18 protein-coding genes are annotated in these 17,273 nt (G+C 45.5%); 9 read left to right on the forward strand and 9 right to left on the reverse strand.

Going from position 1 to position 17,273, the window contains the following annotated elements; all coding sequences use genetic code 11:
• Positions 1–4: 4 nt before the first annotated feature.
• Both BVG16_RS04285 and BVG16_RS04290 read right to left on the reverse strand, forming a co-directional pair.
• Positions 5–1,771, reverse strand: coding sequence for a sensor histidine kinase (locus BVG16_RS04285; RefSeq protein ID WP_078497320.1), 1,767 nt, complete (start codon positions 1,769–1,771; stop codon positions 5–7).
• Between the two features lies 1 nt (position 1,772).
• On the reverse strand, positions 1,773–2,522 hold the full coding sequence (locus tag BVG16_RS04290) for a response regulator transcription factor (protein WP_078497321.1): 750 nt from the start codon (positions 2,520–2,522) through the stop codon (positions 1,773–1,775).
• Between the two features lie 331 nt (positions 2,523–2,853).
• Here BVG16_RS04290 and BVG16_RS04295 point away from each other — a divergent pair, with 331 nt between their 5' ends.
• Positions 2,854–3,759 (forward strand): peptidoglycan DD-metalloendopeptidase family protein, encoded by a 906-nt coding sequence (locus BVG16_RS04295; protein ID WP_144027292.1) that lies wholly within the window; start codon positions 2,854–2,856, stop codon positions 3,757–3,759.
• A gap of 132 nt (positions 3,760–3,891) precedes the next feature.
• A complete protein-coding gene (gene yunB / locus BVG16_RS04300; RefSeq protein WP_078497323.1) occupies positions 3,892–4,722 on the forward strand; it encodes a sporulation protein YunB in 831 nt (276 codons plus the stop codon).
• 17 nt (positions 4,723–4,739) lie between these two features.
• Here the strand turns inward: yunB and BVG16_RS04305 are convergent, their stop codons facing one another.
• Positions 4,740–5,858, reverse strand: a complete 1,119-nt coding sequence (locus tag BVG16_RS04305) for a M23 family metallopeptidase (protein WP_269845571.1) — start codon at positions 5,856–5,858, stop codon at positions 4,740–4,742.
• A gap of 134 nt (positions 5,859–5,992) precedes the next feature.
• Between BVG16_RS04305 and lipA the strand changes: the two genes are divergently transcribed.
• The 3 genes from lipA (at position 5,993) to BVG16_RS04320 (ending at position 8,346) form a co-directional block, all read left to right on the forward strand.
• Entirely contained in the window at positions 5,993–6,910 is a 918-nt protein-coding gene (gene lipA, locus BVG16_RS04310) for a lipoyl synthase (RefSeq protein ID WP_078497325.1), read from the forward strand.
• Positions 6,911–6,947: 37 nt separating this feature from the next.
• Entirely contained in the window at positions 6,948–7,403 is a 456-nt protein-coding gene (locus BVG16_RS04315; RefSeq protein WP_078497326.1) for a YutD family protein, read from the forward strand.
• A 448-nt stretch (positions 7,404–7,851) separates the two neighbouring features.
• Positions 7,852–8,346, forward strand: a complete 495-nt coding sequence (locus BVG16_RS04320) for a hypothetical protein (protein ID WP_078497327.1) — start codon at positions 7,852–7,854, stop codon at positions 8,344–8,346.
• 48 nt (positions 8,347–8,394) lie between these two features.
• Here BVG16_RS04320 and BVG16_RS04325 read toward each other — a convergent pair whose 3' ends face one another.
• Together BVG16_RS04325 and ylbJ are read right to left on the reverse strand one after the other, a co-directional pair.
• On the reverse strand, positions 8,395–9,210 hold the full coding sequence (locus BVG16_RS04325; protein WP_078497328.1) for an NAD kinase: 816 nt from the start codon (positions 9,208–9,210) through the stop codon (positions 8,395–8,397).
• Between the two features lie 97 nt (positions 9,211–9,307).
• The gene (ylbJ, locus tag BVG16_RS04330) at positions 9,308–10,357 is read right to left on the reverse strand and encodes a sporulation integral membrane protein YlbJ (RefSeq protein WP_269845572.1); all 1,050 of its coding nucleotides are present in this window, start codon (positions 10,355–10,357) and stop codon (positions 9,308–9,310) included.
• A gap of 601 nt (positions 10,358–10,958) precedes the next feature.
• On the opposite strand from ylbJ, the gene BVG16_RS04335 reads away from it, so the two are divergent.
• Together BVG16_RS04335 and BVG16_RS04340 are read left to right on the forward strand one after the other, a co-directional pair.
• Positions 10,959–11,336: a globin domain-containing protein gene (locus BVG16_RS04335; protein WP_078497330.1), complete on the forward strand. Its 378-nt coding sequence runs from the start codon at positions 10,959–10,961 to the stop codon at positions 11,334–11,336.
• 22 nt (positions 11,337–11,358) lie between these two features.
• Positions 11,359–12,072, forward strand: coding sequence for a DUF2225 domain-containing protein (locus BVG16_RS04340; protein ID WP_078497331.1), 714 nt, complete (start codon positions 11,359–11,361; stop codon positions 12,070–12,072).
• 99 nt (positions 12,073–12,171) lie between these two features.
• Here the strand turns inward: BVG16_RS04340 and BVG16_RS04345 are convergent, their stop codons facing one another.
• Both BVG16_RS04345 and BVG16_RS04350 read right to left on the reverse strand, forming a co-directional pair.
• A complete protein-coding gene (locus BVG16_RS04345) occupies positions 12,172–12,411 on the reverse strand; it encodes a hypothetical protein (RefSeq protein ID WP_078497332.1) in 240 nt (79 codons plus the stop codon).
• Positions 12,408–12,578: a YycC family protein gene (locus BVG16_RS04350; RefSeq protein ID WP_078497333.1), complete on the reverse strand. Its 171-nt coding sequence runs from the start codon at positions 12,576–12,578 to the stop codon at positions 12,408–12,410. The genes BVG16_RS04345 and BVG16_RS04350 overlap by 4 nt, the downstream gene beginning before the upstream one ends.
• Positions 12,579–12,689: 111 nt before the next feature.
• On the opposite strand from BVG16_RS04350, the gene BVG16_RS04355 reads away from it, so the two are divergent.
• Positions 12,690–14,480, forward strand: coding sequence for a M3 family oligoendopeptidase (locus tag BVG16_RS04355; protein ID WP_078497334.1), 1,791 nt, complete (start codon positions 12,690–12,692; stop codon positions 14,478–14,480).
• 300 nt (positions 14,481–14,780) lie between these two features.
• Here BVG16_RS04355 and BVG16_RS04360 read toward each other — a convergent pair whose 3' ends face one another.
• On the reverse strand, positions 14,781–15,281 hold the full coding sequence (locus BVG16_RS04360) for a GNAT family N-acetyltransferase (RefSeq protein ID WP_078497335.1): 501 nt from the start codon (positions 15,279–15,281) through the stop codon (positions 14,781–14,783).
• Between the two features lie 74 nt (positions 15,282–15,355).
• The gene (locus BVG16_RS04365) at positions 15,356–16,615 is read right to left on the reverse strand and encodes a methyl-accepting chemotaxis protein (protein WP_078497336.1); all 1,260 of its coding nucleotides are present in this window, start codon (positions 16,613–16,615) and stop codon (positions 15,356–15,358) included.
• A gap of 196 nt (positions 16,616–16,811) precedes the next feature.
• On the opposite strand from BVG16_RS04365, the gene BVG16_RS04370 reads away from it, so the two are divergent.
• Positions 16,812–17,219, forward strand: a complete 408-nt coding sequence (locus BVG16_RS04370) for an O-methyltransferase (protein ID WP_078497337.1) — start codon at positions 16,812–16,814, stop codon at positions 17,217–17,219.
• The last annotated feature ends 54 nt before the right edge of the window (positions 17,220–17,273 follow it).

The following is a 17,273-nucleotide window of genomic DNA, read 5'->3' on the forward strand; positions in this document are numbered from 1 at the left end:
GATCCTAGGAATCTATTCGCAAGCAGAACAATACCATAATGGTTGTGCCTTGGCCAAGAGCCGTTTCAACTTGAATGGTGCCGCCCATAGCTTCAACCAATCCTTTTGAGATCGCCATCCCCAGCCCCGAACCTTCGGTTGCAACCGAGGTGTCTGTTCCACGGTAGTAGCGGTCAAAAAGTCTGTTCGCCGTTACTTCATCCATACCCATACCGTTATCTTCGAATACGATCATGCCCCCCATTGCCTGTGCGTCCCGGCGAATAGAGATGGTAAGCCGCGTATCCGGTGGATTATGCATTAAGGCATTCGCTGTAATATTGTGCACGACACGTTCCAGCCAAGGCGGGTAGAGCATGACGGTCGTCTCGACCTCTGCTGGCTTGAAGATGATGCGCTCTGCTCCCCAGGAAGGGTGAACCATCCGGTGTGTCAACATCTCTTGCATCCACGAGTTAAGTTCAATTTCCTCCATCTCTGGCGGTTGAATACGTGCATTCACCCGATACGTCAACGCCAGATCATTGATCAGCGTATCCATATGTTCGGATTTATCTAACATCGTTGAAGAGAACTTTCGAACCTCCATTGTAGACCACTCATAGTTCTCTGCTGCAAGCATATGCGCGTACCCTTTGATCGAAGAGAGCGGCGTTTTTAAATCATGCGTGATTCCAGCAATCCATTCATCTCGTAGCATATTGGTCTGTTGACGTAAATCTTGGTCACGCTGGAGTGTTGTAGATAGCTTGTGCAACGATTGCATAACATCAGCAAAAACAGCATAGCGGCGGCGCCATTTCCCGGACCGTTTCCGACTAAGAGGCTGGCCTGTTCGATCTAGGGGTTCATTGTATTGTCCCCGTCCAATGGACTCGATCCATGCAAGCATATGCAGCATTGGAGAACCGAAGCGATGCGCATTCCATGCTGAGAACAGAAGAAATACGATGGACACGGCGCCGAACATGGCCGCGATGCCGATGAGGATAATACGTAATTCTTCGGGGATAAGACCTTGTTCTCCTGTGGCATCGCCACTACTTAATGGAAGTCCCATCACCCAAGTGTATTTGGTATCTTCTTGATAGTTGGAAGCGATTCTAAATCCGTATCGGTCGCTGTATGTTGCTCGTAGCACAAGCTCTTGAACGGTATATTTCTGGGGAACGGAAGCGGGTCTATTGTACGAAGCTACCTCCGATCCAGATGCATCCAACACTTGAATATAAGCGCCTAGCTTTCGCACCCGCTCTTGTAACGAGGCGGGGAGTTCTACCTGTCCGGCCGGTGTCACCGCCGGGTGCTGGTTGATTTCTTCAAGGAGTAACCTCATCTCATTTTTAGTGCCATAGATAATGGTGAATAGTTTCCCGTCCTTTTCTTGAATCCAAAGGTAAATATCATACGGGAACGGCTTGGCCTTATTCCAATAGTCTACAAGCTCTCCTGGCGCGTAATTTAAGGGCACATCTTTCGGCGTATTATAAGACAAATCTACCCGTCCATGTTCATCCAGACTTTGAAGCCAACCTTTATTAAGCTTCACCTGTTCTAGCAAGTGAGGATCAAAGCGGATGCCGTCTTTGCTGAGTTCAGAAGACTCGACCAGTCGTTCTAATCCGACGGAAGTAAAATCCTGTGTGACACTCATATCTGCTAAGCGCAGAAGAATCCACCACGCGCAAGCTGCAGCGATCAGAAGCACGACAATGCCGGATACAACTAATTGAAAGATGAAGCGCAGCGTCAGTCGATGTTTGATCTTCATATCAGCATTCCAGTTCCTTCGACATCGGTTGAACGAGCTTATATCCCATACCTCTCACATTGACGATAAAACGCGGGTCTGATGGATCCTGTTCAATTCGTTCCCTTAATCGATGAATATGAACCATCACCGTATTATCATCGCTTAATGCTTCTTCTCCCCATACTTTTTCATACAATTCGCTTTTGGTGAAAATTTGGTTGGGATGCTTGCAAAGGAAAAGCAATAATTGAAACACGAGGGCGGGACAAGCAACGGCTTTGCCTCTCACGAGCAGTTCCCCAGCCCGTTCATTCACCATAAATCTGCCATAATCATAGATTTGGGTTGAAAGATCTCTTGCATCCGTGATGGTTCCTGGGGGAAGCTGATGTGCCGATGGTATATACCGCCGCAATTGCGATCTGATGCGCGCAACGACCTCAAGCGGATTAAAGGGTTTGGTAATATAATCATCGCCGCCAACCGCGAAGCCGCTAAGTTTGTCAAAATCAGAGGTTCGTGCGGTCAAGAACAAAATAGGCGCGTCCGTTGTCTGGCGAAGAAAAGGACATATCTCGATCCCGCTGCGTCCGGGCAGCATAACATCGAGCACGATTACATCATATGTAGCAGCTTGGCATGCAGAAATCGCTTTTTCCCCTGATTGAGCCGTATCAATGTTCGTGAACCCTTCCTTCTGCAGTACCGTCTGTAAAAGCTCTAAAATGGATTGCTCGTCATCGACAAGCAGAATAGCTGCAGCGTACATTCTCATCCTCTCCTGTCCGATCCTTAACGTACCTTCTATCATAACATAATTCATTTTTTCGCCGACGCCATGCTTTCTTAACTGTACCTTAATTCTTATTCATTCCCGTGTTAAAAACGTAAGAGAGCGTTTATGTTCCATTACGCGGGATCTAAGATTGCATGGCTATAATGAGGTTATTCAGAGCGTTGGATGTATAAACGAGGAGGAGCCATACATGAAAGGGAATCGCACAAGTTCGAGGAAAGCCATAAGATACGGTTTGATAATTTTAACGTTAAGCCTAAGCATAGGGGTATTATCAGCTTGTAGTTCGAGAGGAGAGGAACCCATGAGTAAAAATGCAGACGTCAAGGTCGAGCAAAATAAGGAGCAAGTGATTAAGTTGCCGGAAGAACTCCCGCAAGCACTTCTGGAGGGGCGGTATAATGAAGTCCATGCTCGCTTCAGCGATGCATTTAAGGAACAGGTCAGCTTAACAGATTTTACAGACATGGCACAAAAGTTCACGAAAGGAATGGTTTCTTTCGAACAAGTCGCCCGCATGCAGTTGAATGGCGGGGATTATCGGGTATGGTTCACACCGGATAAGGCCAAAGGCATACTGGGCGTTTTCGATGATCAAGGGATCATTCAGGGGCTCCAAATCAGCGAGCATCCGGGTTGGCCGGAACAGGATAAGAAGATGACGTCAACGACGTATAACCTTCCATTTCGGGGAGAAGATTGGCTCGTATTCTGGGGAGGAACGAACGTACTCGTCAATTATCATTATGAACACGAAAGCCAGCGGTATGCCTACGATATCGTTCAAGCCAAAGACGGTTATTCGTATTCGGGGGATCCAACCCAAAATGAGAGCTACCATGCCTTCGGACAGGAAATTCTAGCCCCTGCGGATGGAGTTGTCGTATCCATCGTCAATGACATTCTGGACAATGAACCCGTTGGCGTGATGAATAAAAAAGCACCAGCAGGCAACGTTGTAGTCATCAACCATGGCGGGGAGTATAGCTATTTGGCACATCTTAAAAAAGGTTCTGTGACGGTAAAACCAGGGGAAAAGGTTCGAGCGGGGGACGTAATCGGTCAGCTTGGCAATTCGGGGAACTCCAGCGAACCGCATCTTCATTTCCAAGTATCCAATGGGGCGGATTTATTCCAATCCCAGGCCATTCATATCCGATGGGCTGACGGTATCGAGCCGGTACAAGGCGAGCTCATACATGCCAAATAGATAAGGGATTTTATTTGAAGTAGCTCATTTTTTCTTCGTGAATGATGTAGAGCCTGTTCTTCTTTTTTTGGGCCATGCCGCATAAGCTTTAAGGAGTTAACGGCAGATTGTGTCCTACAGGGGGAAAGGCCTATGCAAGTAAGACGAAGATGGCGAAGCAGTTCCAAGAAACCGGGGAGCCGTCGGAAGTTATTTTTTATTTCGCTGGTCATCTTTACACTATTAACCTTGCAATCTTTTATCTTTATTGAGAAAAATTTAAAACCGCCAATCATGGCGCTCGCAAAGATTCGCGTCAAGCAAATTGCAACACAGTCCATTAATAAAGCCATCTCAGAGCAAATCGCCAACAGCAGCAACTTTCAGTCCCTGATTGATTGGAAGACGGATCGCGACGGTAAGGTTGCCGGGTTCATGATGAACTATGCAGAGAATATGCGGATCACCTCGAGAACCAAAGATGTTGTGGAAAGTACCTTAATGAACATGAAGGATTTGAATGAGCATATCCCGCTTGGTCAGGCGTTCGACAGTGCCATCATCGCCTCTTTTGGTCCGAAGGTACCTATTCGGTTAGAGCCTCAAGGTGCGGTAAAAGTAGAGCTGAATACAAAGCAGCAGGATGCCGGCATTAATATGATTCTTGTGGAGGTGTATATTCGGATCGTTGCAGAGGTTTCGATTATTATTCCATTTGACACCGAACCCGAAGCGGTTGAGACCGAGATTCCGGTATCGTATTTATTGGTCGTCGGAAATGTCCCTATGTACTATTATGACAATAAAGGCAATCCTGTTGGAAACAACAGCGCAGGTGCACCGAACTTGGCTATACCCGCACCGTCAAGCACGCCACCAACTACAACTACGCCTACGGTAACGACCCCAGATTCGACCACGACGGTAGTCACGGAGCCTCAGAAGCAATCCTCTTCGCCAACCGAGGTGGAGACGCATAAGTAATGAAAGGCAGTCAACCATTATTGGTCGGCTGCCTTTTTCGCTTTATTTTTAGCGGCGATGGCTCTGCGTTCTTCGTTCTCCCATCTCTTTAGGGACGGGTAGGGATCGAAAGACCACTCGACAAGCCCGCGGTCACGATAGATGCCGTAATGCAGATGGGGAGGGAATTTCCCTTGGGTACCCGGCTTGCCATAACCTGAACTGCCGACCCATCCGATGGTTTGCGCGGGTTTCACGAGATCACCAATTTGTAGTGACTTCTCAAAACCGGATAGATGCGCGTAATAGTGGTAGTAATTGTTCAAATCCCGGATCCCAATACGCCAACCGCCAAAGGGGTTCCAGCCCTTCGTCTCGATAATCCCGAAGCAGGTGCTCCGAACAGGAACTCCGTAGGATGCGAAGATGTCGGTTCCTTCATGAATACGGTAACCTCCCCAGCTCCGTCCTGTTCCCCATGTGCTGCGATAGGCATAGCTGGACTGCAAAGGGACGGGGAAGGCATGCTGATCTAAAGGAACATACCCGAATGTCGCATAGATTTTGGCAAATTGATTAATTCGTTTGACAGCACTAGGGTTATGGTAATAATTCCAAAGGCCGATGCTGAAATCATCTGCCGAGCTTCCGTAGCTGCCCACAAAGGATGCAACGCTGTACAACAGATCCAAATCATTGTTCGGATCGGCAATGCCATCGCCGGAACCATCTTTTCCGAGTCCAGAAAAGAGTAAGATCGATTTAGGATTCTGGTCGGTGTAATCCGGATTTAACCAGCCGATCCAAATAGATTCCTGAATTTGAATGGCGGTCAAGCGATTCACGTTATTCTGCTGATGGAGAGCTGCTTCGGCGCTCTTCTTCGGAATTTTAGCCATCGTGCGTTCATATTGGTCGATCGCGGCAAGCCGTTGCCAGGGTACATGGGTCTTAGCTTCAATGTGGTCATAGATGCTTTTTCGTTGCTGCAAAATATCTTCTAGCCTTGGTTGTGCAGACGGTTCACTGCTGCTCGGACCCTCAGCGGCTATCACGTGATGGGAAGACAAGTCTGAGAAGGCGCCGAATAGGCTGAGTGCGGTAACGGCGATCAGACAGCGTAGGCCGAGTCGTATGGTTCGATTATGAAGAAGCACGACGGTTCCCTCCATGTTTTTATCCTTAGGTTGAATCAAGCAAGTTCGTTTTATCCAAACTAAATATGTGGTATAATTACGAAGGTGATTTTACCAAATATCGATTGTTAGGCTACACGAAAGAAGGGTACTGCATGACAACTGGACAGAAAGATCAAAAACCGAAAGAGCGTAAACCGGATTGGATCAAGATAAAATTAACGACAGGTGACAACTACACCGAAATTAAAAATATGATGCGCTCCAAGACGTTGCACACCGTTTGCGAGGAAGCGCGTTGTCCGAATATTTATGAATGTTGGGCAAATCGTACAGCAACGTTTATGATTCTCGGAGATATTTGCACGCGTGCATGCCGTTTTTGCGCCGTGAATACAGGCTTGCCGACGGAACTTGATTTACAAGAGCCAGAACGTGTCGCGGATTCAACGGTACAGATGGCGTTGAAGCATTGTGTTGTAACCTCGGTTGCACGGGATGATCTGCAAGATGGCGGAGCGATGATCTTTGCAGAGACGATCAAAGCCATTCGTCGCAAAGCGCCATTCTGCAGCGTCGAAGTTTTGATTCCAGATTTTATGGGGAACTGGGATGCGCTGAAAGTCGTGATGGACGCGAAGCCAGATATTCTGAATCATAACGTCGAGACGGTAGAACGTCTGTCAGACCGTGTACGTGCCAAAGCAAAATATAGTCGTACATTGGAATTATTGCGTCGTGCCAAAGAAATGCAACCGGAAATTCCTACGAAATCAAGCATTATGCTAGGTGTAGGCGAAGAGTGGGATGAAATTTTGAAGACGATGGATGATCTTCGTGCGGTCGATTGTAATATTCTTACGATTGGACAATATTTGCAGCCTACGAAGAAGCACCTGGACATTGAGAAATACTACCACCCAGATGAATTCGCTCGTCTAAAAGAAGAAGGCATGAAGCGCGGCTTCAGTCACGTTGAATCCGGGCCGCTTGTTCGTAGCTCGTATCATGCGCATGAACAAGTGAAATCCGCATCGAGTACGAACTCGACGCAAGTAGCTTCACAAGCATAGGATTTTCTATATTGTAAGGGTTGAGGAGAGGGTTGGCTTGATTCATATCACTGGCAAAACATATGAAGTGATGACAGACCATAAGAACGGTTGGAATGCAGAAGCATTTAAGGACCGGTACAGCGATGTGCTCGATCGGTACGATTATATCATTGGAGACTGGGGATACAATCAGCTTAGACTTAAAGGCTTCTTCAGAGACAACAATCCGAAATCGACCAAGGATTCGAACTATTCGAGTATGATAGACTACATTAACGAATACTGCAATTTTGGTTGCGCGTATTTTGTGTTGGAGAAGATGAAAGAGCAGAAGGGGGATAAAGGTCAGCAGCCGCAAGGCGCACCGCAAGCTGAACAGCCGGCTCAGCAAGAGAATCAGCAAGCTTCTGAGCAGGCAGCGCCCAATCCACCAGCATCGAACCCAACCAAAAAACAGGCAGCGCAAGAGCAGACGCCAAAGGTACAACAGACAGTGGAGGCTTCCGAATAGGAAGCCTTTTTTTCATATAGGAGGCTAAATGATGGGCGGAGAAACGTCGAAATTAGATCTAACGAAAATGTACAAGACGTATTATCAGGCAACACAGCACCCTGAAATGGTATCGTTTGATCCGGTCAAAAAAGGGTAAGGGATATTCATCCCACATGCCCTTTTTTTATGCCGCGGAACGAGACAGGAGCCTTAAATTTGCGTTTGTTTATGCGGAATAAGACGAGTATGGAGTTCCTTATAAAACTACTTTTCATATAAATATCGTAGATAGCGTAAAGGAGGGAGCTTACACAGGCTCGGTTGGTTGTAAATCTTCTATAGTTCCATAACTTTCAAGAAAGGAGTGTCTAACTTGCAAAATTCCTCTCAAAACAAGGAAATCGATTTTCAATTTCATGTTCCGGATCCAATAAGGGATCGATGTGTTCCCATACGAGGACAATTAATGGTTAATGGTGGCTTTGAAGATCCAATGCTTTTTTTTGGATGGCAGATTGATTCTACCAATGACGGAGTCAACCAGGCAGATGCCGACGAAGTTCATTCCGGATTAAAGGCAGCGCGTCTGGGCTTTGCTGATCTTGCGGGCAATCTTGAAGGAAATGGCGTGTTATTTCAGGACGCAGCAGGGATATGTCCGAATAATCATTATGAACTCCAATTCGAAATGAATGGAGAGATTCCAAGAGGCAATGCACCTGTTGATGTACGGATTATTTGGTTGGATGAAGACAAAAACTTTTTAGGCATAGGACTTCAAATGACCGTAACAGCTTCTTCGCTCCCCGATGATGATATTGGAGTGTGGACGACGTTCCAGGGCATTACAAGTGAATCTCCGCCCGGAGCCCGGTTTGCTCGAGTGAGGTTCGAAATTCACACGACAAATCCAACGACGCAGCATGTTCACTTGGATGATGTGTCTTTGGCGCGAATTTAAGGGACTCTATAAGATGAAAAAAACAGGCAGCGAATGCTGCCTGCTTTTTTATTGTACGTTCGTGCCAATAAAGGCTTGCTTAACACGGTTCCAGAACGGATAAGGGCGGTAGCGTGCAAAGCTGATTCTCTGGGATGACACCGAACATCGAATGGAATGAAGATGATCCATAGGGATGGTAAGGTGGTCAAGTGATAGCACGATGCGCTGAGGTTTACTCGAATAAATATCGCAGTGGTGATGCTGTGGAAGGATCAATGATGAACCGAGTGTCCGATAGACACGATTGTTAATCGATGCAATTTCAGCAAGCTGAAGTGCAGCAATACTTGGGTGTATCAAGGCGCCCCCGACGCTCTTATTGTATGCTGTACTGCCTGAAGGGGTAGAGACGCAGATCCCGTCACCGCGGAACATTTCGAACATTTGATTGTTAATATCGATTTGAGCAACGAGCGTGCCGTCAACGCCTTTTAATGTGAATTCATTGAGCGCTTTGTAATATTTGATCTCTTCATCCGTACGAATTTCAATATCAATTAAAGGATATTTCACAATACGTGGAGCGATGGTTTCGTTAATCCGGGTTCCGGACATGATATCTGCCAAATATTCTAATTCATCGACTTGCCAATCGGCGTAAAAGCCTAAGTGGCCCGTATGCACACCGACAAATGCGATGTGGTCTAATTGATCGATAAATCGATGGAAGGCATGCAGCATCGTACCGTCGCCGCCAATGGATACAACAATTTCGGGTGTCAACTCATCGAATTGCATGCCGCGTTCGCTGGCCATTTGTTGAAAGGTATTGCTAAGTCGATTCGAGACATCGTCATCACGATGTTGCACGTAGTATCTCAATGGAATAAAGCTCCTTCGCCTAATGAAAATGATAGTAAGTTCATCACTATAAATCATAATCAATATGGAGCGAGAATACAATGTCTGATTCTGCTTATCAATAGATCAAGAATACGAAAATCATGGCTAATAGGCCATGGGATAATCGAGCAATAAGAAATGGCCAGTACCGTAGATTCGTCGCATTCAGAATGCTGGCTACTTGCGCATGTACAGATAGCCCTCCCCATGAGAGTACGAAGGCGGCAACGGAAAGTTGATATACGAGCGGAATGCTTGTGCCAGCTGCCCCAGCAGATTTCGCGCCTAATGTCACCTCGAAAATGCCGTTCACAATGGACTGTGATAATTCAGGCGGTATACCGAATATCCCTAACATCGATTGAATCAGGCTATATAAGCCATTCATCACATGCGCAGCTGTAAGCAGCTCTAGAATCACGGAGAAAAACACAACAAGACCACCGACGACCATCATCAGTTTCAGAGAAGATCTTAAGGATTCACGAATGAGGAGTCCTAGATCTCGTCCATCACGCAGTCTAGCTTGGTGCATCGCCCGCAGCGCCTGACGAATTCTACCCAAGCCTTGGTGACCTGCAGAAGAGGAGAGAAAAGGAGATGGGATGGCACGCGATCCATGAAAACGCATCAGGAATCCGATCAGTGTCCCAGCGCCGTAATGGGCTATAGCTAGAATGGGGGCCACGCCTACATCATGAAAGAACCCCACCGAAACCGCTCCAATGAGAAAGATCGGATCGGATGTTGTTGTGAAAGCGACTAGCCGCTCTCCTTCTTCACGTGTAACAAGCCTTTGATCCCATAGTTGGGCCGTTAGCTTGGCGCCGACAGGGTACCCCGAGGCATAACTTATGGCAACGACGAAACCACCTGTTCCCGGAATACGAAAAAGCGGGCGCATCAAGGGATCCAGCAGGGTCCCAACAAAATGCACAATACCAAATCCAAGCAGCATTTCAGATATCACGAAGAACGGAAAAAGAGCAGGGAAAAGAACATCCCACCAAATCGATAACCCTCTTACAGATGCTTCAAGGGTTGCGTGTGGATAAATCATCATCATTAAGCTCAAGATACAAGCAATACATGCTAATAAAGGTGCCGCTGATAATCGTAATCGCAATGGGGAGCCTCCTGCCAGTCAGAGTCAAAAGGGATATAGTAGCATATATATGAATAACTCAGGACAAACAGTACAGGCTTCCGAGATAAAGGAGGAAAAAAATATAAGAAAACGTTTACAAAGCATGTTTATTTTTGAACATCATATGCTACAATAGAACTAACATATAAAAAGTGGGGTCAACGGCAGAAATACATTTTTTAGAAAGTGGAGTGATGAAGATGAGTCTTGTGGCAGGCATTCTAGTATGTGCTTTTGTATATGTTATTAGAGCGTCTTTAACTCCCGGAGAAGAAGAGTGGGATAGCTAATCGATAGGACTTAAGTCCTGATGATAAGTTATTGGACTGCCTGAGACGAAAAAGAAGCCCGTGTCATTCATGACGTGGGTTTCTTCTTTTTTATTAACATAAATGCGAACTACTTATGACATAATTAGTTATTAATAAAAACATGAATTTATTTACAAACAAAGCGACACTTTAAATACTTAGGTCTAACGATTGATTTGCAGTTGCAGACAAGCTATTTATATTTTTGCGTATGTATTTTTGTTATAATAAGAAGAGCGTTTGAAGACAAACAGAAGGATGGGTGGAACGTGAAACAAAACAGTACAATTTATGAAGCATTAGGTGGTGAAGATACTGTTCGTCGGTTAGTAGCAGCCTTCTATCCGCGGGTACAACGTAATCCTTTGCTAGGTCCTTTGTTTCCTCAAGATATTATGCCGGTACAGGAGAAGCAATTCATGTTTTTAAGTCAATTTTTCGGGGGGCCATCGTTATATTCAGATGCTGTCGGACATCCCATGATGCGCGCTAGACATATGCCCTTTGAGGTGACGAAGGAACGAGCGGATGCTTGGCTTGGCTGTATGGAAGAAGCATTGATCGAGATTCATATCGAGGAATCCCTTCGAACATTCGTGTTGGAGCGGCTTTCCGGACCCGCATATCATTTTGTAAATACACCTTAGACATTAATGGAGGCTGCGGCACATGACACTTGAACCGCTTTATCAAATCAAAGTGACCTGTATTTATTGTGAAATGGAATTTCGCACATCCCGCGTCCGCCAAAGTTTGAAGAAAGCCTATATGACGGATTCAGATTTTTGCGCGCATTACAAACAGGCAAATCCAGATTTTTATGTCGTTCGAGTATGCCCCAATTGCGGGTATGCATCGACTGAGAATTCAACGTTATCCTTAAATGAAATACAACGACATGACTTTAAGACGCAAATCCAGTCGCGCTGGATCCAACGAGACTACGGTGGCGAACGAAATTGGGATAAAGCTCTAGAGACGTATCAGCTCGCATTGTTGTGCGCTCAGACCATCAAAGATTCGAGTCGGTTAATTGCAAGCTTGCTGCATCATATTGCTTGGCTCTACCGATACAAAGAGAATAAGCAACAAGAACAACGATTCCTTCAATTCTCGCTCGAAGAATATATTCGCGTCTATGAGCAAGATGGTGTTGGCTCGAATCAAGCTAGACTGTTATACTTAATAGGTGAGCTGTATCGCCGTATAGGCAACTACCATGAAGCCGTGAAATGGTTTTCTCGTGTGATTAATGATAAGAAGATTATGGATTCTGCGATGATTCGGGCTTCTAGAGAGCAGTGGGCTGTATTGCGGGAAGAAATGTTAGAGAAAAAAGTGGAATTACCGGATGAAATGCAAGAAACAACGAAAACGAACTAATTGCAATCCTATGTTGTTATACAGAAAAAGCCGCTCCTCACAGCTCGAATGACATCAATGTGCGCATTCTGCTGTAATGTGCGGCTTTGCTATGTTGTACTAACGGTTTCCTCGCAAGGGTTCAGAGGCTAACAAGTAATCTCTGTCCGTATCGACGAGTGTAACGCGGTGGCTGCAGCAAGGAAAGACGAGCAACTTTTTCTTACCTTCGTGAATTTCTTGAAGCTCCTTGGGTTTCATCGGTAGTAAGACATTCTCTTGACCGCAAAAAGGGCATTCATGGATATAAATATCGTTCATAAGCTGCTCGTACGGCCAGGTATTCTGGAATGGAATCATGCTTGATCCTCTTCCGATTTCGCTTGAGGTTCGGCCTCTGACTTGGCAAGCTCTGCGATCTTCTGCATCAAGATATGCTGAGGCATATGCATCAAATGCTCAAGCGGCACGTTAAGTTTCTTGGATAATGTAATGGCTGTATCCGGCGATATTTGTAATGGTTTCATACGGTTCCTCCTTTTTGGAACAATAAAACTTGCTACATGTTATGAAATCAAAAAGCTCATAATATAGTATACCATTCATAGGATGTGTACAAAAGGACAGGTGATAAAATCATGCAACAACCGTTACAACAAACATGGAATTTGGATTCAATTTTTCCAGGTGGTTCTTCATCACCGCAATTTATTGGATTTCTACAAAGCCTTGAACAAGATATCGCGGCATTGCGCAGTCATCTAGAAAGTCTAGCAACGCCCCAATCCGTAAGCGAGACAAGCGCGTTAACAGAGGCTCTGGGTCAACTGCAATATATTACGCTTCGTACACGTGAAGCAAATTCGTTCGGAAGCTGCCTAACAGCCGAGAACCAAGCGGATAAGAAGGCTATCATGCTCATAGGCCGGATTAGTACGATAAATGCACAGCTGCTATCCGTTCTTACCGTATTCGATAAGCTGCTAAGCGCGATGGATGGAGAAGTCTGGGCAGCATGGCTGAAATCAGATGCAACCGCTCCAATTGCCTTCAATTTGAATGAACGTCGTGAATTGGCCAAAGAAAAGCTAGCTCCTGAGCTTGAAGCCTTGGCTGGAGACCTTGCAGTAGATGGTTACCATGCTTGGGGAGAACTATACAATACGATTGTTAGCAGCATACATATCCCTTGGGAAGAAAACGGCAAAACTACGAATTTATCTGCAGGGCAAGCTTCCAATAAGATGTCAGATGGGAGCAGCGAAGTACGTGCGCGCATGTTCCGTCAATGGGAAGAAGCTTGGAGTGAAAAAGAAGATTTCTGTGGCGATGCCTTGAACCATTTGGCTGGATTCCGTCTGAAGCTGTATGAGAAACGCGGCTGGGACGAGATTCTGAAGGAACCGCTGGCTATCAATCGCATGTCGGAAGAGACGTTAAATGTCATGTGGGATGTCATCGTGAAGAACAAACCCGTCTTTGTGGAATATCTTAATCGTAAAGCAAAGCTTCTGGGCACAGAACGTCTAAGTTGGGTGGATGTTGAAGCACCTGTTGGTTCTTCCAGCCAGACCATTTCCTATGATGAAGGGGCTCGCATGATTGAAGAGCAGTTCCGTAAATTCAGCCCAAAAATGGCAGATTTCGCGGTCAAGGCATTCGAGAACCGTTGGATCGAAGCGGAAGATCGTCCAGGCAAACGCCCAGGCGGTTTCTGTACTTCCTTACCTGTGAGCAAAGAGACGCGCATCTTTATGACGTATGCAGGTACGGCATCGAACGTGTCAACACTTGCGCATGAGCTTGGGCATGGATACCATCAATTCGTGATGGATGATTTGCCTGCGATGTCGCAAGATTATGCAATGAACGTTGCGGAGACAGCATCCACATTCGCGGAGATGATTCTCTCGGATTCCGCGGTGAAGGAAGCGAAAAATGAGGACGAGAAGTTGGCTTTATTAGAGGATAAAATCCAACGTTCTGTGGCATTCTTCATGAATATTCATGCTCGGTTCTTATTCGAGACGCGCTTCTATGCGAAACGCAAAGAGGGCTTAGTAAGTGTCGAAGAATTGAATGAATTAATGGTGACAGCGCAGAAAGAAGCATTCTGTGATGCGTTGTCAGAGTACCATCCGCATTTCTGGGCAGCGAAGCTTCATTTCTATATTACGGAGGTGCCGTTCTATAACTTCCCGTATACATTCGGATACTTGTTCAGTGCGGGGATCTACGCGCAGGCGCAAGAAGAAGGAGCAGCGTTCGAGCAGCGGTACATCGATCTTCTTCGGGATACAGGTCGGATGACGGTGGAGGAGTTGGCGCAGAAGCATTTGGGCGTGGACTTGACGAAGCCGGATTTCTGGCAGAAGGCTGTGGATTTGGCCGTTGCCGATGTGCATGAGTTCTTGGAGATGACGAAGTAATACGTACGATGTCTGGATATATAGTTATACGAAAAGGAGACAGTCACATGACTGCCTCCTTTTTTACTACCTATCCCCAAAGGGATTTTAGGATTGTGCTCTTGGATTGTTCGATATCTGAGGAAGGATCATCCACGGCCAGGGGAGGAGGAATGTCTCGTGGAAGAGTTTACGTCCGATCTTTGGTAGCCCATTGCATCCATAACATCCAATCCAAAGCAATGGGCGGACAAGAAGCGGCTGGAACGAGACATTCCTTCCCCTAACTGAGGATTATCCTTCCTCCATAGCTCGTACAGTTTAAATCCGTTTCCCAACAATAATCAAATCCCTTTCAACTCCATCTAACTTAGCAACCCTCGGCAAATGTCCCCATACCTCAAATCCGAATTTCTTCAGTAGAGCAAGGCTTGGTTCATTATGACCGAACACAAAGCCAAGCAGGGTATCAATGGATAAGGCAGGACAAGCATCGATCGCTTTATGAATCAGAATCGAACCGATTCCTTGACCACGGTATTCATCAGCGATATAAATACTCACTTCTGCAGTTGCATTGTAGGCAGGTCGGCCATAGAACGATTGGAAGCTAAGCCATGCCATGATGTTACCATCTTGCTTCATTACCCACAGCGGGCGGAAATCAGGCGAATGTTCATCGAACCATGGCTGGCGACTCTCGACGGTGACCGGTTCCAAATCTGCCGTGACCACTCGACCAGCAATCGTGGAATTATAGATTTCTACAATGCGTTCTAAATCTTGAAGGGTTGCATCGACAATTTCGTAGGATGTATGCATATCGGATGTCCTCATTTCTTCTGTAAAGATTCAAAAACAGGACTGGAGGACCAGTCCTGTTCTATGATATGTATTTAGAATTTAAAGACAGACATGGTGCGTTGCAATTGAACGACCACTTGTTGCATTTTCTCGGTCTGCTCAACCATGGCAAGAACGGAATGGATCTGTTCGTTCATAGACGCGGATACTTGCTCTGTACCAGCAGCGGATTGCTGCGTAATGGCTGAGATATTCACGATAGAACTCGAAATTTTCTGAGCTCCTTCTAACATCGTATCACTTTCTTTGGAGAAATTGTAGATCTCTTCTGTAATAAATCTAACACTATTGACGATCTCTGCAAATACACGTTCGGTTTCTTTGATCAATTCCGTTTGAATTTTCACGATATCTTCATTTGTCTGAATGTTCGAGATCGCTTTCTTGATCCCTTGTTCAATGCCGCGTACAAGGGTGAATACTTCTTTGGTGGATGCAGATGATTCTTCCGCTAATTTACGAACTTCTTGGGCAACAACTGCAAACCCTTTACCATGTTCTCCGGCACGAGCGGCTTCAATGGAAGCATTTAAGGAGAGAAGATTGGTTTGTTCGGCGATTTCAGAGATTGTTTTGGTGATTTTCGTAATACCGTCAGCTTGCTTTGCCAAATCTTCAATCGTAGATGCGACATTGGCTGTGGCAACAATATTTTTCTCCATCCCTTGGCTCTGGCTTTCGACTGCTGTACGACCCTTCTCAACAAGGGAGATGGTTTGTTCAGAACGCGTGTTCATGGCTTTCGTCGAATTCGCATAAGAAGAAATTTTGTTCTCGATTTCCTTGATGGAATCAGAAACGGAAGAGACGTCCTCGGATATTTCAGTCGCGCCAGTTGCAAGTTCATTGGCCGAAGAGGCGACTTGCTCCATGACGAGTTTCATGTTGTTATTCTTGTAATAAATATCACGGCTCGCATCGGCAACATGACGAGAAATGTTCGATGTATCATTAAGGATTTCTTTTAGTTTATCAATCATGCTGTTGAATGAATGCCCCAATTGGCCTAATGCATCATTTGAAGTAACCGTGATTTTATTGGAAAAGTCCCCTTTGGAAATGCTCAATGCCACGCGTGAAATACTCTCAATGGGTTCCGTCAATAATCGTTCAAGCTTATTGATAATCGGATAACTCACGGCAATGAGCAGGACGATGACAATTAAACCTGGTACAAATGAACCGCCTGCGGTAAGAAGCAGGACAATCGTTGCAAGTGAAAATATACCTACAAGGGTGTAGCAACCAATGAGCAATTTGTGCTTAAAGGATAAGGTCTGGAACCAGTTCATTTGAACGCTCCTTTTCAATTGTGGAATAATCCATATTATAACAGCGATTTCAGAAATGGTCTATAAGATGCAGGAACAATATAAAATATATTCCAATATCTTGTATGTAATTGTTGAAAAAAGGAAATTTCTTCCGTATAATGAGGAATAAGACCTACAAGATACGACAAAGGATTACAATTATGGAAGGAGGGACATGATGGATTTAGAACGTATTTCTCTGGCTCGACAGATGGATATGGTCTTTAGAGAATTAAGTGAGGAACTGAAGACCCTAACATCAGGTACTGCGTTTGTTCAGATTCGTAATGATGCTATTGGGAAATTCGGAGTTCGGCATAACCCGATTGATTGCAAGGATTCCTCGGAAGTGCAGGCGGAGAAGGGTTTAAACGCAGCACAACAGAAGTCATTCCGCAATATGGCGATTGAGGCGCTTAGCTTTAAAAAGGGTTGGACCCATGGAGAAATTTGTTTTGATTTTACCGTTCGGCAGAAGATGCTTGTTGTCAGTGCACAATTTGAATCGCATTACAATATGGCGAACGTCATGATTCGTTTGAACCAGCGGACGGCTTATTTGGAAAAGAACTTGGACTCGTAATTTAGAAGTAAATCTTACATATCGATCGCACTCTTATAGGACAGAAGAACACCT

Origin of the sequence: Paenibacillus selenitireducens, from assembly GCF_002021565.1 — a bacterium.
GTDB classification, from domain to species: Bacteria; Bacillota; Bacilli; order Paenibacillales; family Paenibacillaceae; genus Paenibacillus_K; species Paenibacillus_K selenitireducens.